This is a genomic window from Rossellomorea sp. DUT-2, assembly GCF_052665285.1.
The window spans coordinates 363,298-380,737 of record NZ_JBQPEO010000001.1; the positions used below are offsets into that span (position 1 = coordinate 363,298).

Annotated in this window: 19 protein-coding genes and 1 riboswitch; of the genes, 17 read left to right on the forward strand and 2 right to left on the reverse strand. The window is 41.3% G+C overall.

Annotated elements, in window-relative coordinates:
• Window positions 1–33: 33 nt before the first annotated feature.
• The 10 genes from ACOSV2_RS01900 (at window position 34) to ACOSV2_RS01945 (ending at window position 8,927) form a co-directional block, all read left to right on the forward strand.
• A complete protein-coding gene (locus ACOSV2_RS01900; RefSeq protein ID WP_428973728.1) occupies window positions 34–1,218 on the forward strand; it encodes a pyridoxal phosphate-dependent aminotransferase in 1,185 nt (394 codons plus the stop codon).
• Window positions 1,219–1,268: 50 nt separating this feature from the next.
• Window positions 1,269–1,371: riboswitch (SAM riboswitch) on the forward strand.
• 111 nt (window positions 1,372–1,482) lie between these two features.
• Window positions 1,483–2,697 carry a 2,3-diketo-5-methylthiopentyl-1-phosphate enolase gene (locus ACOSV2_RS01905; RefSeq protein ID WP_428973729.1) on the forward strand — a complete coding sequence of 405 codons (1,215 nt, stop codon included), beginning with the start codon at window positions 1,483–1,485 and terminating at the stop codon, window positions 2,695–2,697.
• Window positions 2,697–3,359: a 2-hydroxy-3-keto-5-methylthiopentenyl-1-phosphate phosphatase gene (locus tag ACOSV2_RS01910; protein WP_428973730.1), complete on the forward strand. Its 663-nt coding sequence runs from the start codon at window positions 2,697–2,699 to the stop codon at window positions 3,357–3,359. The genes ACOSV2_RS01905 and ACOSV2_RS01910 overlap by 1 nt, the downstream gene beginning before the upstream one ends.
• Entirely contained in the window at window positions 3,356–4,003 is a 648-nt protein-coding gene (locus tag ACOSV2_RS01915) for a methylthioribulose 1-phosphate dehydratase (RefSeq protein WP_428973731.1), read from the forward strand. Before ACOSV2_RS01910 ends, ACOSV2_RS01915 begins: the two co-directional genes overlap by 4 nt.
• The gene (locus ACOSV2_RS01920; RefSeq protein ID WP_428973732.1) at window positions 4,000–4,512 is read left to right on the forward strand and encodes a 1,2-dihydroxy-3-keto-5-methylthiopentene dioxygenase; all 513 of its coding nucleotides are present in this window, start codon (window positions 4,000–4,002) and stop codon (window positions 4,510–4,512) included. The genes ACOSV2_RS01915 and ACOSV2_RS01920 overlap by 4 nt, the downstream gene beginning before the upstream one ends.
• Window positions 4,513–4,726: 214 nt before the next feature.
• Window positions 4,727–4,972: an aspartyl-phosphate phosphatase Spo0E family protein gene (locus ACOSV2_RS01925; protein WP_397553837.1), complete on the forward strand. Its 246-nt coding sequence runs from the start codon at window positions 4,727–4,729 to the stop codon at window positions 4,970–4,972.
• A gap of 238 nt (window positions 4,973–5,210) precedes the next feature.
• Window positions 5,211–5,669 (forward strand): MarR family winged helix-turn-helix transcriptional regulator, encoded by a 459-nt coding sequence (locus ACOSV2_RS01930; protein ID WP_397553838.1) that lies wholly within the window; start codon window positions 5,211–5,213, stop codon window positions 5,667–5,669.
• A gap of 181 nt (window positions 5,670–5,850) precedes the next feature.
• A complete protein-coding gene (locus ACOSV2_RS01935; RefSeq protein WP_428973733.1) occupies window positions 5,851–7,545 on the forward strand; it encodes a M3 family oligoendopeptidase in 1,695 nt (564 codons plus the stop codon).
• Window positions 7,546–7,703: 158 nt separating this feature from the next.
• The gene (locus ACOSV2_RS01940; RefSeq protein ID WP_428973734.1) at window positions 7,704–8,735 is read left to right on the forward strand and encodes a YkvI family membrane protein; all 1,032 of its coding nucleotides are present in this window, start codon (window positions 7,704–7,706) and stop codon (window positions 8,733–8,735) included.
• Between the two features lie 72 nt (window positions 8,736–8,807).
• Window positions 8,808–8,927, forward strand: a complete 120-nt coding sequence (locus ACOSV2_RS01945; RefSeq protein ID WP_220154054.1) for a DUF6254 family protein — start codon at window positions 8,808–8,810, stop codon at window positions 8,925–8,927.
• A 43-nt stretch (window positions 8,928–8,970) separates the two neighbouring features.
• Here the strand turns inward: ACOSV2_RS01945 and ACOSV2_RS01950 are convergent, their stop codons facing one another.
• Window positions 8,971–10,356 carry a DUF2254 domain-containing protein gene (locus ACOSV2_RS01950; protein WP_428973735.1) on the reverse strand — a complete coding sequence of 462 codons (1,386 nt, stop codon included), beginning with the start codon at window positions 10,354–10,356 and terminating at the stop codon, window positions 8,971–8,973.
• A gap of 955 nt (window positions 10,357–11,311) precedes the next feature.
• Window positions 11,312–11,491, reverse strand: a complete 180-nt coding sequence (locus ACOSV2_RS01955) for a YkvS family protein (protein ID WP_113968422.1) — start codon at window positions 11,489–11,491, stop codon at window positions 11,312–11,314.
• A 165-nt stretch (window positions 11,492–11,656) separates the two neighbouring features.
• Here ACOSV2_RS01955 and ACOSV2_RS01960 point away from each other — a divergent pair, with 165 nt between their 5' ends.
• From ACOSV2_RS01960 to ACOSV2_RS01990, 7 genes are all read left to right on the forward strand, one after another.
• Entirely contained in the window at window positions 11,657–11,851 is a 195-nt protein-coding gene (locus ACOSV2_RS01960; RefSeq protein WP_428973736.1) for a hypothetical protein, read from the forward strand.
• A 177-nt stretch (window positions 11,852–12,028) separates the two neighbouring features.
• Window positions 12,029–12,619: a cell wall hydrolase gene (locus ACOSV2_RS01965; RefSeq protein ID WP_113968420.1), complete on the forward strand. Its 591-nt coding sequence runs from the start codon at window positions 12,029–12,031 to the stop codon at window positions 12,617–12,619.
• A gap of 106 nt (window positions 12,620–12,725) precedes the next feature.
• A complete protein-coding gene (locus tag ACOSV2_RS01970) occupies window positions 12,726–12,905 on the forward strand; it encodes a Spo0E family sporulation regulatory protein-aspartic acid phosphatase (protein WP_428973737.1) in 180 nt (59 codons plus the stop codon).
• 153 nt (window positions 12,906–13,058) lie between these two features.
• Window positions 13,059–13,805: an SDR family NAD(P)-dependent oxidoreductase gene (locus ACOSV2_RS01975; RefSeq protein WP_428973738.1), complete on the forward strand. Its 747-nt coding sequence runs from the start codon at window positions 13,059–13,061 to the stop codon at window positions 13,803–13,805.
• Window positions 13,806–14,029: 224 nt separating this feature from the next.
• On the forward strand, window positions 14,030–14,971 hold the full coding sequence (locus ACOSV2_RS01980; RefSeq protein WP_428973739.1) for an AAA family ATPase: 942 nt from the start codon (window positions 14,030–14,032) through the stop codon (window positions 14,969–14,971).
• Window positions 14,968–16,161 (forward strand): DUF58 domain-containing protein, encoded by a 1,194-nt coding sequence (locus ACOSV2_RS01985; protein WP_428973740.1) that lies wholly within the window; start codon window positions 14,968–14,970, stop codon window positions 16,159–16,161. The genes ACOSV2_RS01980 and ACOSV2_RS01985 overlap by 4 nt, the downstream gene beginning before the upstream one ends.
• Entirely contained in the window at window positions 16,131–17,393 is a 1,263-nt protein-coding gene (locus ACOSV2_RS01990) for a hypothetical protein (RefSeq protein ID WP_428973741.1), read from the forward strand. Before ACOSV2_RS01985 ends, ACOSV2_RS01990 begins: the two co-directional genes overlap by 31 nt.
• Window positions 17,394–17,440: the final 47 nt, after the last annotated feature.

Sequence of the window (17,440 nt, forward strand, 5' to 3'; positions counted from 1 at the left end):
ATTAATTTTCAAAAAAATGTAGTGGGTGAGTGTATGAAAACCTTTGGTAAGGCAAAACGATTAGATTTATTACCTGAACAATTTTTCGCATCCCTCGCAAAAACAGTGAATGCTGTGGTCAAAGAGGGACATGATGTCATTAATTTGGGCCAGGGAAATCCGGATCAACCGACTCCTCCACATATTGTGGAGAAATTGACAGAAGCAGCAGCTTCCCCGTCCAATCATAAGTATCCTCCATTTCGCGGCTTATCGTCCTTTAAAGAGGCGATTGCGGCTTTCTACCTGCGTGAATATGGTGTGGAATTAGACCCGGAAACAGAGGTAGCCGTTCTGTTCGGAGGAAAAGCCGGGTTAGTTGAAATCCCTCAATGTTTATTGAATCCTGGTGATGGGGTATTGGTGCCCGATCCCGGTTATCCCGATTATTTATCAGGGGTAGCATTGGCAGAAGCTCGAATGATTAAAATGCCACTACGAGAGGAGAATGGATTCCTGCCTGATTATCGTGAACACTCCCGTAATGAGCTCGAAAATGCGAAGCTAATGTTTCTGAACTACCCTAATAACCCTACTGGAGCTATCGCCACAAAATCATTCTTTGAAGAAACAGTCACTCTTGCCAATCAGCATGATATATGTGTTGTACATGATTTTGCCTATGGAGCTATTGGGTTTGATGGAAATAAGCCCATGAGCTTCTTGGAAACTGATGGAGCAAGGGATGTGGGGATTGAGATTTATACATTATCGAAAACGTATAATATGGCTGGCTGGAGAGTGGGGTTTGCAGTAGGGAATAAAAGTGTCATAGAAGCGATCAACCTCCTGCAAGATCACTTATATGTGAGTCTGTTCGGTGCTATTCAAGAAGCGGCTACCACTGCCCTTTTAAGTTCCCAGGAATGTGTAGATGCACTGGTTTCAACATACGAAGAAAGGAGAAAACTATTAATCTCCGGACTTCAGGATATAGGGTGGGATGTAAAAGCTCCACAAGGTTCCTTCTTCGCCTGGTTAAAAGTACCTGATGGATTCAGCTCTGTAGAGTTCTCTACTTATTTACTTGAAAAAATCAAAGTCGCTGTAGCCCCGGGTGTAGGCTTTGGAGAATTCGGAGAAGGGTATGTACGTGTAGGACTATTAACCACAAACGAGCGGATAAAAGAAGCGATTTCGCGTATAGAAAATTTAGAATTGTTCCACAAAAGGGATTGACAGAAGTTGAAATTGGTGCAATAATCCAACTGAAATAATGAATAATGAAATTCTTATCAAGAGCAGGCGGAGGGACCAGCCCAATGAAGCCCGGCAACCGACTTATTCAAGCACGGTGCTAATTCTTGCAGCGATAATGCTGGCAGATAAGAAAGAGTGACTTTATCAAACCTCTTCTTATTTGGAAGAGGTTTTTTTGTTTGCCCAGGCTTATGAAATCAACTTGCGGCTAAAAATAGCATTATAAAAGGAGGCAGGACATCAATGAGTGAAGTGATAGCTACATATGAACTGAAGGGAAAGAGTGGTTCATTCGAGAAAAAGGCAGAAGGGATCGCTCTGGGATTGACGGTCGGTTCATGGACGGACTTACCTCTCCTGGAACAGGATCAATTGCGGAAGTACAAGGGGAGAGTCGTTTCCGTGAAGGAGAGGGAAGGGGAAGGTGGCTCCCGGGGTGAAGTGCAGATTGGCTATCCCGGTCATAATTATTCCAATGATATCCCGGCCATCCTTACGACGGTATTCGGCAAGCTTTCCCTGGATGGTGAAGTGAAATTAGTAGATATAGAGTTTTCCAGTGAATTGAAAAAAGCCTATCCTGGACCACGGTTTGGAATAGAGGGAATAAGGGAGCTGACGGGAGTACAAGATAGACCGCTGTTAATGAGCATCTTTAAAGGCGTAATCGGCAGGGATCTTACCTACCTTGAAACTCAATTAAGGGCACAGGCTCTTGGGGGAGTTGACCTAGTAAAAGACGATGAGATTCTCTTTGATAATTCACTGACACCTTTCACTGAGAGGATCAGTATAGGGAAAAAAGTGTTACACGAGCTGTATGAAGAGACAGGTAAGAATACATTGTATGCTGTAAACCTGACAGGAAGGACTTCAGAATTACGTGATAAAGCAAGAAGAGCACGTGAGCTTGGAGCCCAAGCCCTTTTATTCAATGTGTTTTCTTATGGCCTGGATGTTCTCCAGGAATTGAGGGAGGACCCTGAGATCAGGTTGCCGATTATGGCCCATCCTGCATTTGCAGGTGCTGTTGCTTCATCTCCTGCATATGGTGTGAGCTATTCTTTATGGTTAGGGAAATTCCTACGCATGGCCGGAGCTGATTTTTCTTTATTTCCATCTCCATACGGAAGTGTCGCATTAGATAAGAAACAAGTCCTGTCCCTCAGCCATGAGTTAACGAAGGATGATGATCATCTAAAAAGAGCATTGCCGGTACCGTCAGCAGGCATTCATCCTGCGCTTGTACCGCAGTTGGTGAAGGATTTTGGAGTAGACTGTGTCATTAATGCAGGGGGTGGCATCCATGGCCATCCAGATGGGGCAATTGGAGGGGGAAAGGCATTCGTCCAAGCAATTGCGGCAGTTTTAAGGGGAGAGACTCTCACAGATGCTGCAGATACCCATGGTGAGCTTCGTAAAGCACTATCTCTATGGGGAGAGGAGGTAAGGGTATAGTGACGCGTCCGATCATTTTTTGTGATTTTGATGGAACGATTACAGAAACCGACAATATCATCTCGTTGATGAAATCCTTTGCCCCTCCAGAATGGGAACCTATCAAAGACGGCATCTTGAATCAGTCGTTGTCCATTAAAGAAGGGGTAAGCAAGCTGTTTTCACTTATTCCTTCATCACAGAAAGAGGGAATTATTCAGTATCTATTAGATACAGCAATCATACGTAAAGGGTTTAAGGAGTTTGTAGAGTATACAAAAGAACATGAGATTCCTTTGTATATCGTGAGCGGTGGAATAGACTTCTTTGTTCATCCTTTACTAAAAGATTATGGGCCTTTTAATGGGATTTATTGTAATGAAGCAAATTTTAACGAATCAACCATAGAGATTCATTGGCCACATCCTTGCGATGATCACTGTGAAAGTAAAGGATGTGGATGCTGCAAGCCTTCCATCTTGAGGATGCTGTCTTTAACAAAAGGTACGGAGATCATTGTGATAGGGGATTCTGTTACAGATATCGAAATGGCGAAGCTTGGAGATACTGTGATCGCCAGAGACTATTTGGCACATACATGTGAAGAAAAAGGAATACCCTATCATCCGTTTGAATCATTCCACGATTGTATGGACGTCATTGAAAGAGGAGTGAAAATATGAATTCCTATCAATCTCAATGGGAAGAACTCGCTGATATTAAAAAGGAACTGGCAGCGAGGGATTGGTTTATGGGAACGAGCGGGAACCTTGCGATCCGAGTGAGTTCTTCCCCGGCTACTTTCCTGGTTACGGCAAGTGGAAAGGATAAAAGGAAGCAAACCGAAGAAGATTTCCTGCTCGTAAATGCACGTGGAGAGGCCATCCAGGATACTCCTGTACGACCATCAGCCGAAACATTGCTGCACAGTCATGTTTTTACAGAAAGCTCAGCAGGATGCAGCTTACATGTCCATACCGTAGCGAATAATGTGATCAGTGAACTGTATGGGGATGAAGGTGTCGTCACATTCAGAAACCAAGAATTAATTAAAGCGTGGGATAAATGGGAGGAAGATGATTCTTTGGCCATTCCAATCATTCGTAATCATGCTCATATCCCATCGCTTGCCGAGGAGTTTCGGTCCTTTATTAAAGCAGACAAAGGGGCAGTGCTCATTCGCAACCACGGGATTACAGTATGGGGAAGAACCGGTTTTGAAGCGAAGAAACTATTAGAAGCTTGTGAATTTATGTTTCAATATCAACTCACTCTTTTATCTATAACGAACGCGGGAACAATTACTAAAGGAGGAATACGATTATGACGACAATCAAAATCCAGGGAAAAAATCAGGTCATTGATAATCAGGAAGAAGTAGTGAAGTACTTAAGTGAACAAGGAGTCATTTATGAGCATTGGAATATCGAAAAGCTGGAGGAAGGACTAAGGGACCGATACGCTTTATCAGAAGATGATAAAGTGGAAATTCTCTCTGTTTTTCAAGAGGAAATAGAAGATATTTCAGAGCGAAGAGGATATCAGGCCTGGGATGTGATTTCCCTTTCCGAGCGAACACCTAATCTTGAAGAGCTTTTAAGGAATTTCCAACAGGAGCATCATCACACAGATGATGAAGTCCGTTTTATTGTAAATGGACATGGTGTATTTGTCATTCAAGGAAGTGATGGTGATTTCTTTGAAGTGCATCTAAACCCGGGTGACTTAATTTCTGTTCCTGAAAACATCCGCCATTATTTTACATTGAGTGAAGACAAGCAAGTAGTTGCCGTCCGTATTTTCGTCACACAGGAAGGCTGGGTACCAATCTATTAATATAACTTTTGGGTAGGCGAAAGGTGGAAACCATTGTCTATCCTTTTGTTTTTAGTAGAAGAGATATTTGGCGGAAAATGTCTAATTAAGATACATTTCTAGATATTTTGTCTTGTTTTGCGAATCTATTTACTTTTCTGATAATACTTGCGATAATTCTCAAGTAACGATTTTACTTAAAAAAGGCTAGGAGCTAAAAAGGAGTTTATAAGAAATGGGTCGTCTACTAAAACAGAAGTGGTTATTAATGAGAATTAATCAGAAACGTTCAGAAATGATTGGGTTGGGAGAGAGTTTAGGGTTGTGTGCAGCGGAGACGATCAAATGCAGTCAGCAATTAGACCAGCTTTTGAACGACTATGAAAAGTGCACAAATAAAGTAGTGTCATTAACCCTCCAAGAAACATCAAACGAATTTGGGCAATACATTAAGGGCTTATTAAAACGAACTGCTTCTTGAGACTACTCACCAAGGTTTTCCCTCACCATTCAAGGTTTACAAGAGACAATAATCTCCAACAATATCCACATTTAAACCAAGACAATCAATTTAATTTGTCGTTATCTCAATAAACGAAGGGCGGTTCGCTATATGCGTAACGCCCTTCGTTTATTAACTTTTGAGCAGTGATTCCTGTTTGACAATGATAGGGATTAGCTGTATAATATTTTGAAACTGAGATATTTATTTAAAAGGAATGAATGGAATGAACGAAACTCCAGACACAAAACAATCATTAAAACTTTTCATTGTCCTGTCAAGAGCTTTCAAAGCCTTAAATGAAGAGATAAATAAAAACATCCAGGAGAACGGTTTAAACCCTACTGAATTTGCCGTCCTAGAGCTTCTTTATCATAAGGGAGATCAGCCTTTGCAACAAATTGGCGGAAAGATTCTATTAGCCTCCGGCAGCATTACGTATGTAGTGGATAAGCTTGAACAAAAGGGCTACCTAAAGCGGAATGCGTGTCCAAAGGACCGTCGGGTTACTTATGCTCAAATAACAGAAAACGGCAGAAAGTTAATTGATGAGATATTCCCCAATCACGAAAATCGAATTCATGAACTGATGTCAGCTCTATCTCCTGATGAGAAGAAAGAAACGATAGAAATGTTGAAGAAATTAGGATTATCGATTAAAGACTTGTCTTATTGAGTCGAACTTCCTTCGCCCCGTCTCTTATGAGATGGGGCATTTATTTTGTCTTAAGGGCACGTCCCTTTCACATCGGTTCCAATATTCCTATTTCTTGAAATTCGATACTACAATAAACAGGAGAATTTCTATCAAAAGTCGAATAACTATAATCGGGATTATTTTATGAGGAGGCAATGGAATGAAGTTTGATCAGTTTACATATGAAAGGCCAAATTTAGAAGAGGTTAAACCTGTTTTCCAACAATTACTTGGGAAATTCAAGTCTGCGTCCAATGTGCAGGAACAGGTGGATGTCATGAAGGAACTGAATGATATACGGCTGAACATCGATACCATGCAAAATATATGCTATATCCGCCATTCTATCGATACCAATGATGAGTATTACAAAAAAGAGCAGGATTATATCGATGAAATGATGCCTGAGGTTCACGGAATGGTGACGGAATATTACCAGGAACTCGTAAACTCTCCTTATCGTAAAGAATTAGAAGAAAAGTGGGGAAAGCAGCTATTCGCTTTGGCAGAAAGTGAAATGAAGACTTTTTCACCTGACATCGTGACTCTACTCCAGAAGGAAAATAAGTTATCTTCCCAATATACAAAGCTGATGGCGTCTGCAAAGATTCCCTTTGAGGGGGAAGAAAGGACATTGGCTCAGATGGGTCCTTTCACACAATCTGTCAATCGGGATACAAGAAGAGAGGCCGCTCAAGCAACCGTTGCTTTCTTTGAAGAGAATCAAGAAGAATTGGATCGTCTGTTTGATGAGTTAGTCAAGCTGCGTCACACGATTGCGACTACATTAGGGTATAAGAACTTTGTTGAACTCGGATACTATCGCATGACGAGGACGGATTATACGCCTGATATGGTAAAGGTTTTCCGCGATCAAGTGAAGAAGCATATCGTCCCTCTGGCTACAGAGCTTAAAGAAAGACAAGGAAAGCGCATTGGGATAGAATCCATGAAGTTTTATGACGAAGGGTTTAAGTTTACTTCCGGAAACGCGGTTCCTAAGGGAAGTCCTCAGTGGATCATAGATAATGGCAAAAAGATGTACGAAGAGCTGTCACCGGAAACAAAGGAATTCTTTGATTTCATGATTGAGCATGATCTCATGGATCTGGAAGCGAAGAAAGGAAAAGCTGGAGGCGGCTACTGCACATATATTGCAAACCATGAGTCTCCTTATATCTTTTCGAATTTCAATGGGACCTCAGGGGATATTGATGTATTGACACATGAAGCAGGTCATGCGTTCCAGGTTTACTCCAGCAGAGGATTCGATATCCCTGAATATATTTGGCCCACATATGAAGCGTGTGAAATTCATTCCATGAGCATGGAGTTCTTCACGTGGCCATGGATGAATTATTTCTTCGAAGAGGATACAGACAAGTATCAATTTTCACATTTAAGTGAAGCACTAGAATTCCTTCCTTACGGGGTGGCAGTTGATGAGTTCCAGCATTTTGTGTATGAGAACCCTGAAGCTTCCCCGTCTGAACGGAATGCCGCCTGGAGAAAAATTGAAATGGAATACCTTCCCCATAAGGACTACGACCATATTTCGTACTTGGAAAATGGGGGGTTCTGGCAGCGCCAATCCCATATTTATAATTCTCCATTCTATTATATCGATTACACATTGGCTCAAATTTGTGCATTCCAATTCTGGAAGAAGATGAATCTTAATCGTGAGGAAGCGTGGGGTGCCTATGTTGACCTTTGTAAACTGGGAGGGAGCTTTTCATTCACCGGGCTTGTAGAAGCAGCCAAACTGGATTCTCCATTCCAGGAAGGGACAGTTGAAAAAGTCATTGAACCGATCAGACAATGGCTGAATGGAATAGATGATCAATCACTATAAACTAAAAAAAGGGCAGTCGCATACGTTGCGTCTGCCCTTTTTAGCAGGTACTCTCCTACATACAGAATTCATTGGGTTCCGGAAGAATTATGTTTTTTTGCTTCTGATTTTCCCTGCTTGTACATAAGGTGAAGTAGAAGGTTGTCAGAGGTGATGGGATGAAAAAATTAGCTGGTTCGTTTCAAATAGCTGCTGTTTATGTAGGTACTGTGATAGGAGCCGGGTTTGCCACCGGCAGGGAAATTGTAGAGTTTTTCACCCGATTTGGCTTTGTCGGGTTTATTGCGATTTTATTGAGCGGTTACTTATTTATTACAATGGGAACGAAGATTATGTTGAAGTCCCATGATATTAAAGCGAAGTCCTTTGAAGAGTTTAACGAATATCTTTTTGGGAAATGGTTTTCTAAAATCATGAATATCGTCATGATGATTATGCTGATCGGGGTTTCTGCGGTTATGCTTTCAGGAGCCGGGGCTGTTTTTCAAGAGCAGCTTTTGTTACCTAAGCAAGTAGGGATACTGTTGACGATCGGACTCGGTTTCATCACGATGATGGTAGGAATCAAAGGGCTTTTTGCAGTCAATACGTTCGTTGTTCCTCTTATGATTGTCTTTAATCTCTTTTTGATGGTTTATTCAGTTCGAAACGCAGCTTTTTTAGACGCATTTCTTATGATACCGCATGCTGAGGATGGATGGAAATCTGTGGTAGCACCATTTTCATACGTGGCCTTTAATCTGGCCATGGCTCAGGCTGTTCTCGTTCCGGTTGCCGGAGAAGTGAAAGATCGGGATACCATTAAGTACGGAGGATATCTTGGCGGTTTCTTCCTTACACTGATTCTCATTTCCAGTCATATTACCTTAGTCATGATCCCGAATGTGACACAATACCAAATTCCGATGGCAGTGGTGATGAAATCCTTTGTTGCCGGCTTTTATATGATTTATATCATCATCATTTATGGGGAAATTTTCACTTCCGTGATCGGGGGGGTATTTGGTTTGGAGAAACAATTAACGAATTATTGGAAGGGTTCTTCCCTAATGACCTTTACGGGTATCTTCCTCGTGATCTATTCGTTAAGCTTTTTTGAATACAGTGAACTTCTGTCCTATCTGTACCCGCTTTTTGGATATATGAGCTTATTATTCATCGTTCTTCTTTGGATGAAACCCAATAAATAATCATGGAGGTGAGAGTAAAATGCGGGTCTGCTGCTCATGTTAATAGAGACTAATGAAAAAGGAGTGGTGAACATGACCCAATCAAAACACGAAAAAGAAAGACAGTGGAATGTAAGAAAACAGGAACAGCATCCTCATGGCAAAGTATCATCCTTCAAGGAGCTTTCAGAAGGGAAAAAAGGAAAAGAATAAGAAAAAACGGATGCCTCGGGCATCCGTTTTTTCATGGCTCCAATTACTCTTCTTTCTGATGATGGTAAGAGTCGCCTGTCTTATATTGTTCGGGGAAATATTTATTCCGCACTTCATCCTTATCCCAATTTGTTTGTCTGCAAGCTGCAGCCAATTCATCCAGATGTCTCATAATGTACTGCATGTCGAGGTTTTGAAGGCTGTCATAGTCGATTCCTTCGAGAATATAGTCTTTAAACGTCCAGACCATGCGCTTCGTTTCTTCGCTGTTGTTTTCCCCAATCATTCTCAGTGAACGGAGGATTTCTGTAATAATGGATATGTCCTGCTTGCCGTAATGCCTTAACTGGTAAAAACTCTTGTATAGAAAATCGCCAAAGGTCGGCTGCTCCAATATGATTCGCACATTGTTTTCTTCATCCGATAAATAAGAGCTTGGAAGCTTGTGTTTAGCCAGCTTCGATAGAATGATCCCGATTTCTTCTATACAGTTTTTTGCTGTATTCGGATCATTGATGGCGGGGGAAATGGCTCTTAAGGCTATTTCAACCAGCTTTCTTATCCCAAGTTCAATGTCTTCCATGGGCTCTTTATCAGGTCCGAATACGAGATATTCCAAGTAGTCTTCTACATCAATCTCTTTATTCGTCGTCCAGGCTGTCATGACAGGGGTTCCTTCAAGTAAGTATTCACCGGGTGTTTTCACCATGCGGATAACTGCTTCATCCTTGGCGGCTTTATTGATCATCCCTTCAATATTGATCTGTTGTAAGTAACCCGATTGCTCACTATACACCAAAATGGGCTCCGTCTCGTCAAAGAGCGCCTCATTAAAGGTTGAAGGCTGTTCATTGATGGCATTCTTTCTATATAAATAACTATTATCGATTTTTTGATTCGTTTTGATTGTTATATTATGTATTAAATTACTTACCTTCACCCAATTGGAAACATGATGAACAAAGTAGACGAAAACAAATAAACAAATAATCGCCACTATACCGGCAAAGGCCGAAGAAATATATAATTTTTGTCCGGACTCGTCCTGAAGGAGAATCAACAACGTGATGCAGTAGACCACACCCGAAACAAAAATGGCTAGAACCCGTTGTGTGGGACGGTCATTAATGAAGTTCTGCAAGGTCCTGGGTGAATATTGGGACAAAAAAGTGGTTAATACGACCATAATTGTTGAAAAGGTAATCGTCGTCATGGTCATGATCGAAGACGCAATCGTACTAATGATTGTCATGGATAAATCAAAATTGGAAAACAGTACCTTAGGGAACAAAGGATACTTATGCTGACTCAACCACCAATCAAAATAGAAGGTGATGAGAGCAAGTGCTAATGAGATGAGTGAAAATAAAAAGGGTACAAACCAAAAGCTTTTCCTGGCTTTGTTAACAATGTGAATATTTAAATTCATGACGGGGGTCCACCTTACGATACAGTATGCTATAAGAGTATCCTTAAAGACATTTCCGTAAACCTTTCTCTTGTTTAAGAGCTCAATTTAATAGGGAATTTTCGTAAACACTATTGCTATTTACACACAGTAAGTACGGCCGGTGAGCATCCTTATATCTGATTTGGAATCTCTTCCACCTATAAATGCGCGAAATACAAAATAAGAAAATACGTTTTGAATGAGTGGTAGTGTGAAAACTTGGACCGTTCCTTTCCGCTCCAGGCACTTGCTTTCCGCGGGGAGGAAGTCAAGTGCCTTCCGCTCCAACCCACTCTGTGCTACACATTCTACATGCATATCAGAATAGATAGAAAAAAACGAAATAGCTTCTATTGTTTGTCCATGTAGAGAGCATCAAGCAGGCATATGGAACAAAATATTTATCGTCATGATTGCCTAAATTTGTAGAAAGTCTTTTTGCTCGCAAGGTAAGCAACCTCTTGTGAAAAGAGAGGTGGTCCTTTTTCTATAGATTGTTTTTGTAACTTTTAAGCTCTATCACGAAATTTTGTTATAGATGATGAGGGGAAATGTCTAGACTCCTGCGGAAGTAAGCTTATTTATGCCAATAAAGAATTGAAAGAAACAGTATTTCTACTATGACAAGCTAAAATCGACTGTACATATTTGAAAATATTGTATTCTAAACGTGTATGATATTTATATTAGTCTATAGTAAGAAACTCACACTTAGAAGGTTGATTGGAGTGGAAGGTGCTCGACTCCTGCGGGAATAGCGGGAAAGTTGAGACCCCGCAGGGCAAAGCCCGAGGAGGCTCAACTCACGCCCCGCGGAAAGCGAGCACCTGGAGCGGAAATCAACCACTACTCGCTTTTTCAAAAGCAACAATGTTTACGAAAAGAGCCATTTTAAAAAGGTGGAGTTTTATTCTCCACCTTTTAGATGATTGTACTATGCTTCAACTATTTTATAGTTTTTATGATTAACAACTGTTTTTTCTTCCAGTTCAAGGTCTCGATAATTTTTCATATACGTCAGATCAACGATAACCGAGTTTTCATTTACTTTCTCTACAATACCTTTTAAACCTTTTCTAAATTCAATCACATTTCCAATTTCTGCTTTTTTCATTAGAGGTCGCCCCTTTTTGCCAAAATTCTACAAACGATTACTAATATTCTGACGTAAACTCCAGAAAAGGTAAAGAGTTTTCTAAAAATTTCATCAAAAAAATTACTCTTGAGGTTTACATCCTTTTAAACCTACAATAGAGACATTCAGGATGGAGGTTTGGATATGAATGAAACAGAAATTCTTGAACAATTAAATTTATTACGCACAAAAGAGATTGAAGAAATAAGAGTGATGAAAGAAGACTTTCTTACCTTTCGATCTGTACTCGTTAAACAAGAGGATTTTAAACAGTTTCGTGGAGTGGCTCAGCATGGCGGTAATATTCTTTATCACTATTTAGATACACCAAGAAGTTAGAAGAAGCGGGGGATTTAGATCCTCCGTTTTTTTTGTTCATTTCCAATATATGTAGCACTATGGTTTTTTAGAATGCCTTGGTAGGCTACAAAAAACGGAAGGTGGTAACCATTACCTGATGAAATCCTGTTTATTCGTTGTTATCTTAATGGGGAGCGCTAATTAGGAGGTAGAAATATGATTAAGAAAAGCTTACTAGTAGGGATTGCAGCACTTTCGATTGTTTCATTCTCTACTCAAACTATTGCAGCTAAAGGAGTACACACTGTAGAAAATGGTGAGTCTCTTTGGGATATAGGTAAGGAGAAATCTGTATCTGTCCTTCAACTCAAAAAAGAGAACGACTTGAAAGCGAATGAAATTCATCCAGGTCAAACGTTAGCGATACCGGAAAATGAAGTAACGGTTGAAGATCGCGAGTTACTGGCAAAACTGGTTCATGCAGAAGCCAAAGGAGAACCATATGCAGGTAAAGTGGCTGTCGCAACCGTTGTTTTAAACCGAGTGGATTCCACTGAATTCCCTAACTCTATTAAAGAAGTAATCTACCAGGTAGCAAACGGTCATTATGCCTTTTCACCTGTTCAAAACGGGGAAATCAACAAAGCGCCTTCTCAGGAAGCGAGAGACGCTGTTCAAGAGGCTTTGGCTTTCAGAGGACAGGGACAAGGTTCTCTCTTCTTCTATAATCCCGTAACATCTACAAGCGATTGGATTACCAATAGAGACACATTGCTAACCATTGGAAAACACCGCTTCGCAAAATAATCATTACGCAGGATTTCACTCAATATAAAATAGCGTTCGGATACTTTTTTCTTTTCTCTACGTGGAATTAATAGTAAAATAGAGGGAAGAAAAAGAGGTGATGTTGATGAATGGGACCATTGTGGCTCGAATTGAAACGGTAAGATGGAAGATGATACAGTCAGGCGTTCGTTTTGGGCTTAGCAGTCCAGCCACCATTCAACTTAGTAAAGAGCTGGATGCCTTAATCAATATTCATCAGCGTAATGATCGTAATAAACCTACAAAAAATAAGATAGTTCAATAAATAAAAGGATTAACCTTGGAATGTCCCGGCATTTCCACAGGTTAATCCTTTTCTATATGTCTGAGAGAGGGTTGAGGGCCACGTGGAAAGGGTATGCTTTTTAGGAAGAATGATCAGTAAATCGTAAATGAAAATAATTGAAGATAGAGGGAGATGACAAGGTTGAATGATAAAATTGTCTGCATAACAGGTGGAGCGAATGGGATCGGTAAAACGCTCGTAGAAGAATTTGCGAAGCGAGGCGCAGCTGTTGAATTTATGGACATGGATGGGGATAACGGGGAGGAATTATCCCTGCGGCTTAATTCAGAAGGTTATTCAACACGGTTTCATAAGGTGAATGTAGGAGTCTATCAACAAGTGAAAAATGTCTTTTCAAAGATAAAAGAAGATCATGGCGTGGTGGACGTACTTATTAACAATGCAGGTGTTTCGAAGTTCATGTCATTTTGGGAGATGGATCCCGGGGACTGGGACAGCATTCTATCGTCAAACTTAAGCAGTGTCTTCTATTGCAGTAGAGAGGGGGCCGCTTTAATGAAGAACCGAGGAGCTTGCATCATTAATATGGCCTCTACCAGAGCTTCGATGTCTGAGCCGGATACGGAAGCCTACTCTGCAACAAAAGGGGGGATTGTCAGTTTGACTCATTCAATGGCCATAACACTGAGTGAAGTTGGGATTCGGGTGAATTCAATTAGTCCCGGGTGGATTCAAACCGATGATTATGAATCATTACGGGACAAGGACCATGACCAGCACCCTTCGGGCAGAGTCGGAAAACCCGAAGACATAGCAAGGGCATGCTTATTTCTGGCTCATCCTGATAATGATTTCATTACTGGGGAAAACTTAGTGGTGGATGGTGGAATGACACGGAAGATGATCTATGAGCATTAACATAGTTCTGGGGATAGGATAAGTATTGATAAAAATTTGTATGAACATAGAAGACCTACCGGTTACGAATCCAAGAAAGGGATGGTGACCGGTTTTTTATCGTTCGGGAAAAGGGATATTTTAACAACATACTATGGTATAATGAGGATGTTGTATTTCAAGAATATTCGATAAATATTGACTACTGTTTTAAAGATCAATAGATAAATAGAGGGGGAGCAAAGGTGTCAACTATACAAAATATAAAAAAAGAAATGAGCAAAGTCCTGATTGGAAGGGAGAAAGAAGTGGATCTTCTATTGATTGCCTTACTTCAGGAAGGGCACGTCTTGCTGGAGAGTGTACCGGGGACCGGTAAAACATTATTGGCTAAGACATTTTCACATTGTATTGAAGGAGATTTTAAGCGAATACAATTTACACCGGATGTATTGCCGAGTGATGTCACAGGCATTCAGTTTTTCAATCCAAAAACCCAGGAATTTGAATTGAGGACCGGACCAGTTGTCACTAATGTGTTATTAGCAGATGAAATTAATAGAGCTACTCCCAGAACCCAGGCAAGTTTACTTGAAGTGATGGAAGAGAAACAGATCACCATCGATGGAGAAACGGTATCATTACAGCCTCCGTTCATTGTGGTAGCGACGCAAAACCCGATTGAATCACAGCAGGGGACATTTCCTCTACCTGCAGCCCAGCTGGATCGTTTTCTGTTGAAGATTCCATTTGCCTATCCAAGTTTCGAAGAGGAGCGCAGTATTCTTAATCGATTTAAATCTTCACAGCCTTTACATACTGTAGAAAAGGTGATGAGCCTGGGTGAAATTCAATCTCTTTCAAGTCTCGTTAAAGAGGTACATATCTCTGAGGATATCGAATCTTATATCCTTCAGATCACAAGGGCGACAAGGGAGCATGAATGGGTTGAAGTAGGGGCGAGTCCACGTGCAAGTTTAGCTCTTTTAAAAGCATCCCAGGCTCAGGCATTCATAGCGGGGAGGGATTTCGTCAGACCCCAGGATGTCGTAGCGGTAGCGCCATTTGTCCTTCAGCATAGAGTTCAATTAACCATTGAGGCATCCCTTACTAGGACACCTGAAGAATTGATTGACAGAATAATAGAGATGGCCATGCTGCCTGTTGAAGCGAGGAAGGCGCAGTGAACTGGAAGCGCGAAGTAGTAGAAGACCCTTATATATCCATAAGTTTAGTGCTCCTTGTCATTGTCGGGGCAGCGAGCTTCTATGTACAATCGTATGTTGGATTGGGGATTTTCCTATTGATCATCCTCTATTTTCGCGTTCATCAATGGTATCTGCTAAAAGTTGGAGAGGGAGTCATGATTGAAAGATCCCAACGCAGATTAAAGCTTCATTGTGACGAGGAAGATAATTGGGTGTTTAAACTTGAAAACAAAGGACTTCCCATTTGGGGAGCAACATTGAAGATGACATTTAAAGATATTGTAGAGCCTACAAAGCATCCATATTCATTGGGAATTGCGAACGAGATCGAGGTATGCATCCCATTCTCCATTCGAAAAAATGAAGAGGGGCAGATTTCGCTGCCGGTCAAAGGCAAGAGAAGAGGATTATGCCGTATTACCAATATGCAACTTGAGATCCCTCATCTTTTCGGAAGTGGTAAGGTTCTCCTGAATCTGCTCGATTCAGTTCCAACCACCATTATGGTTTTCCCTTCTTCATCACCTGTTAAAATGGAGGAACAACAGCTTACATTAAGGCAAGGGGACGTATCTACCCCCCATTCTTTGTTTCATGATGTGTTCCACCCCGTAGGTACAAGGGGCTATGTACAGGGAGACCGATTTCAGGACGTTCATTGGAAGGCTTCTGCGCGAACCGGCGAGCTGCAAACGAAAATCTTCGCGCCTGCTACTCAAAATGAGTGGATGATTGCCATCAATATCTCGGATCGTTTTGCCATTACAAGCAAATTGGAGGGAATCATCAAGCATGCAGCTTATCTTATGCAACTTGCCGTGGAACAAAACATCTCTTTTTCCCTGGTCTTAAATGTGAGAACACCGGGACATACACCTTATTATTATTTGCCGCCAGGGACAGGAAGGAAGCACAGGCAGAGAGGGCTGGAGCTTTTAGCGACCTTATCGACCGATGAATTCACCATGCCCTTCCACATCGTCCTCCAGCATTTATATCTACGTCGACTGGTACCGTCCGTCTTTATTGTCGCCGGTTCGCTTGGGTCAAGGGAAGAGGACTTATTGCAGAGTATCGGCAAAGGCCATCCACATATCTTTAAGCTGAGCTTAGAAGAAGAACAAGGAGTCGTCACATTATGGAATCGTTCATTGAAAATTCCTTCCTAGCAAAACATAAAAAAATGCATTTTATCAAAATGGGGCTGTATGCAGGAATTGATCTTTTGTTTGTCCTGCTGGCCATTACGTTTCTATTTACTGGAGACGTCGTATTGAACCAATACGTGCCCGCTTTTGCAATGATGTTGGTCTTGATACTGACTTACACGGCCATATCCTTCAAAGTGCAGAGCTTCAATCCCCTCCTGTTATTTGCGGTGTTTGCCCTGGGGGTTGGAATTGGGATCCTATTATTCTCGGCGTCCTGGTGGGTTTTGTTTCCCGCTGCGATCTTTCTGCACTGGAGAATCAGCTCCTATCTACAGATCAAGGACCCCTCAATTGAAATCAGCAGTGGGAACGTATTGATTTTTCTATTTATCTCTGCTGTTTCTTTATTCTCGGGATCCATAAGACAGTTGGAAAACACATATCTGGTTTACAGTCTGCTATTTCTATTATTCGCGTTCATTGGGACCTTCACTTCGTTTCAAAGGATGTTGGCCAGCGATAGTAAAGGAGTAAAGAAGAGTAAATACAAGCCTTTTGCCCTCCTGCTCATCGTGTTTGTCAGCGGTGGGATACTTGCAGCGGTTAGTTCAGTGGTCAGCCAAGGAGTCTATTGGCTCCTTGAAAAAGTGTTTTGGTTATTCTCCTTCTTGATCGACCCGATTTTTAATATATTGATTAAATTAAGGGATTTGATTATGAAGTTTTTTGAAAGTAATCCGGAAAAGGGAGACGGAAATGAGATTGAACAACAAACGTATGATGAATCCCAGCTCAATACCCTTGGTGACGGACTTTCGTTTTCATGGGTAGATGAGGCATTGCTGGCCCTATTGGTTTTTTTTGCAATCATTTATTTGTTCAAGAAAAGAAAAACGTCTTTACATTTATCCTTGAATGAGGGGACAACCCCTGTCATGATGACCCGGGCAGGAGGAGAGGCTGATACGCATAACCAAAAAGAGCAGGTCGAATATTCTAAAGCAAGGGACGCAATCAGGAAATCGATGGGAATGTTAGAAGAAGAAGCTTACAAGAAGGAAGTGGGCAGGCTTCCGAATGAAAATGTCCAAGCATGGTTTGCTAGAATTGATTTGAAAGAAAATGCCCAGTTTTTCACTATATACGAACGTGTGAGATATGGACGTGGAGTTCCGGAACAGGACGAAGTGAATTTATTTACAAAACGAATCCGTGAACATATCGAATCCTTGAATACACGACATGAATAAAGCTGGTGCCGGAAGTTCTCCTTTCGGGCACCAGCTTCTTTATTTCA

Excerpts from the sequence above, each read along its gene's own strand:
- ACOSV2_RS01900 (WP_428973728.1), top strand. The coding sequence starts at position 34 with ATGAAAACCTTTGGTAAGGCAAAACGATTAGATTTATTACCTGAACAA.
- ACOSV2_RS01905 (WP_428973729.1), top strand. The coding sequence starts at position 1,483 with ATGAGTGAAGTGATAGCTACATATGAACTGAAGGGAAAGAGTGGTTCA.
- ACOSV2_RS01915 (WP_428973731.1), top strand. The coding sequence starts at position 3,356 with ATGAATTCCTATCAATCTCAATGGGAAGAACTCGCTGATATTAAAAAG.
- ACOSV2_RS01920 (WP_428973732.1), top strand. The coding sequence starts at position 4,000 with ATGACGACAATCAAAATCCAGGGAAAAAATCAGGTCATTGATAATCAG.
- ACOSV2_RS01925 (WP_397553837.1), top strand. The coding sequence starts at position 4,727 with ATGGGTCGTCTACTAAAACAGAAGTGGTTATTAATGAGAATTAATCAG.
- ACOSV2_RS01930 (WP_397553838.1), top strand. The coding sequence starts at position 5,211 with ATGAATGGAATGAACGAAACTCCAGACACAAAACAATCATTAAAACTT.
- ACOSV2_RS01935 (WP_428973733.1), top strand. The coding sequence starts at position 5,851 with ATGAAGTTTGATCAGTTTACATATGAAAGGCCAAATTTAGAAGAGGTT.
- ACOSV2_RS01940 (WP_428973734.1), top strand. The coding sequence starts at position 7,704 with ATGAAAAAATTAGCTGGTTCGTTTCAAATAGCTGCTGTTTATGTAGGT.
- ACOSV2_RS01945 (WP_220154054.1), top strand. The coding sequence starts at position 8,808 with ATGACCCAATCAAAACACGAAAAAGAAAGACAGTGGAATGTAAGAAAA.
- ACOSV2_RS01950 (WP_428973735.1), bottom strand. The coding sequence starts at position 10,356 with ATGAATTTAAATATTCACATTGTTAACAAAGCCAGGAAAAGCTTTTGG.
- ACOSV2_RS01955 (WP_113968422.1), bottom strand. The coding sequence starts at position 11,491 with ATGAAAAAAGCAGAAATTGGAAATGTGATTGAATTTAGAAAAGGTTTA.
- ACOSV2_RS01960 (WP_428973736.1), top strand. The coding sequence starts at position 11,657 with ATGAATGAAACAGAAATTCTTGAACAATTAAATTTATTACGCACAAAA.
- ACOSV2_RS01965 (WP_113968420.1), top strand. The coding sequence starts at position 12,029 with ATGATTAAGAAAAGCTTACTAGTAGGGATTGCAGCACTTTCGATTGTT.
- ACOSV2_RS01970 (WP_428973737.1), top strand. The coding sequence starts at position 12,726 with ATGAATGGGACCATTGTGGCTCGAATTGAAACGGTAAGATGGAAGATG.
- ACOSV2_RS01975 (WP_428973738.1), top strand. The coding sequence starts at position 13,059 with ATGACAAGGTTGAATGATAAAATTGTCTGCATAACAGGTGGAGCGAAT.
- ACOSV2_RS01990 (WP_428973741.1), top strand. The coding sequence starts at position 16,131 with ATGGAATCGTTCATTGAAAATTCCTTCCTAGCAAAACATAAAAAAATG.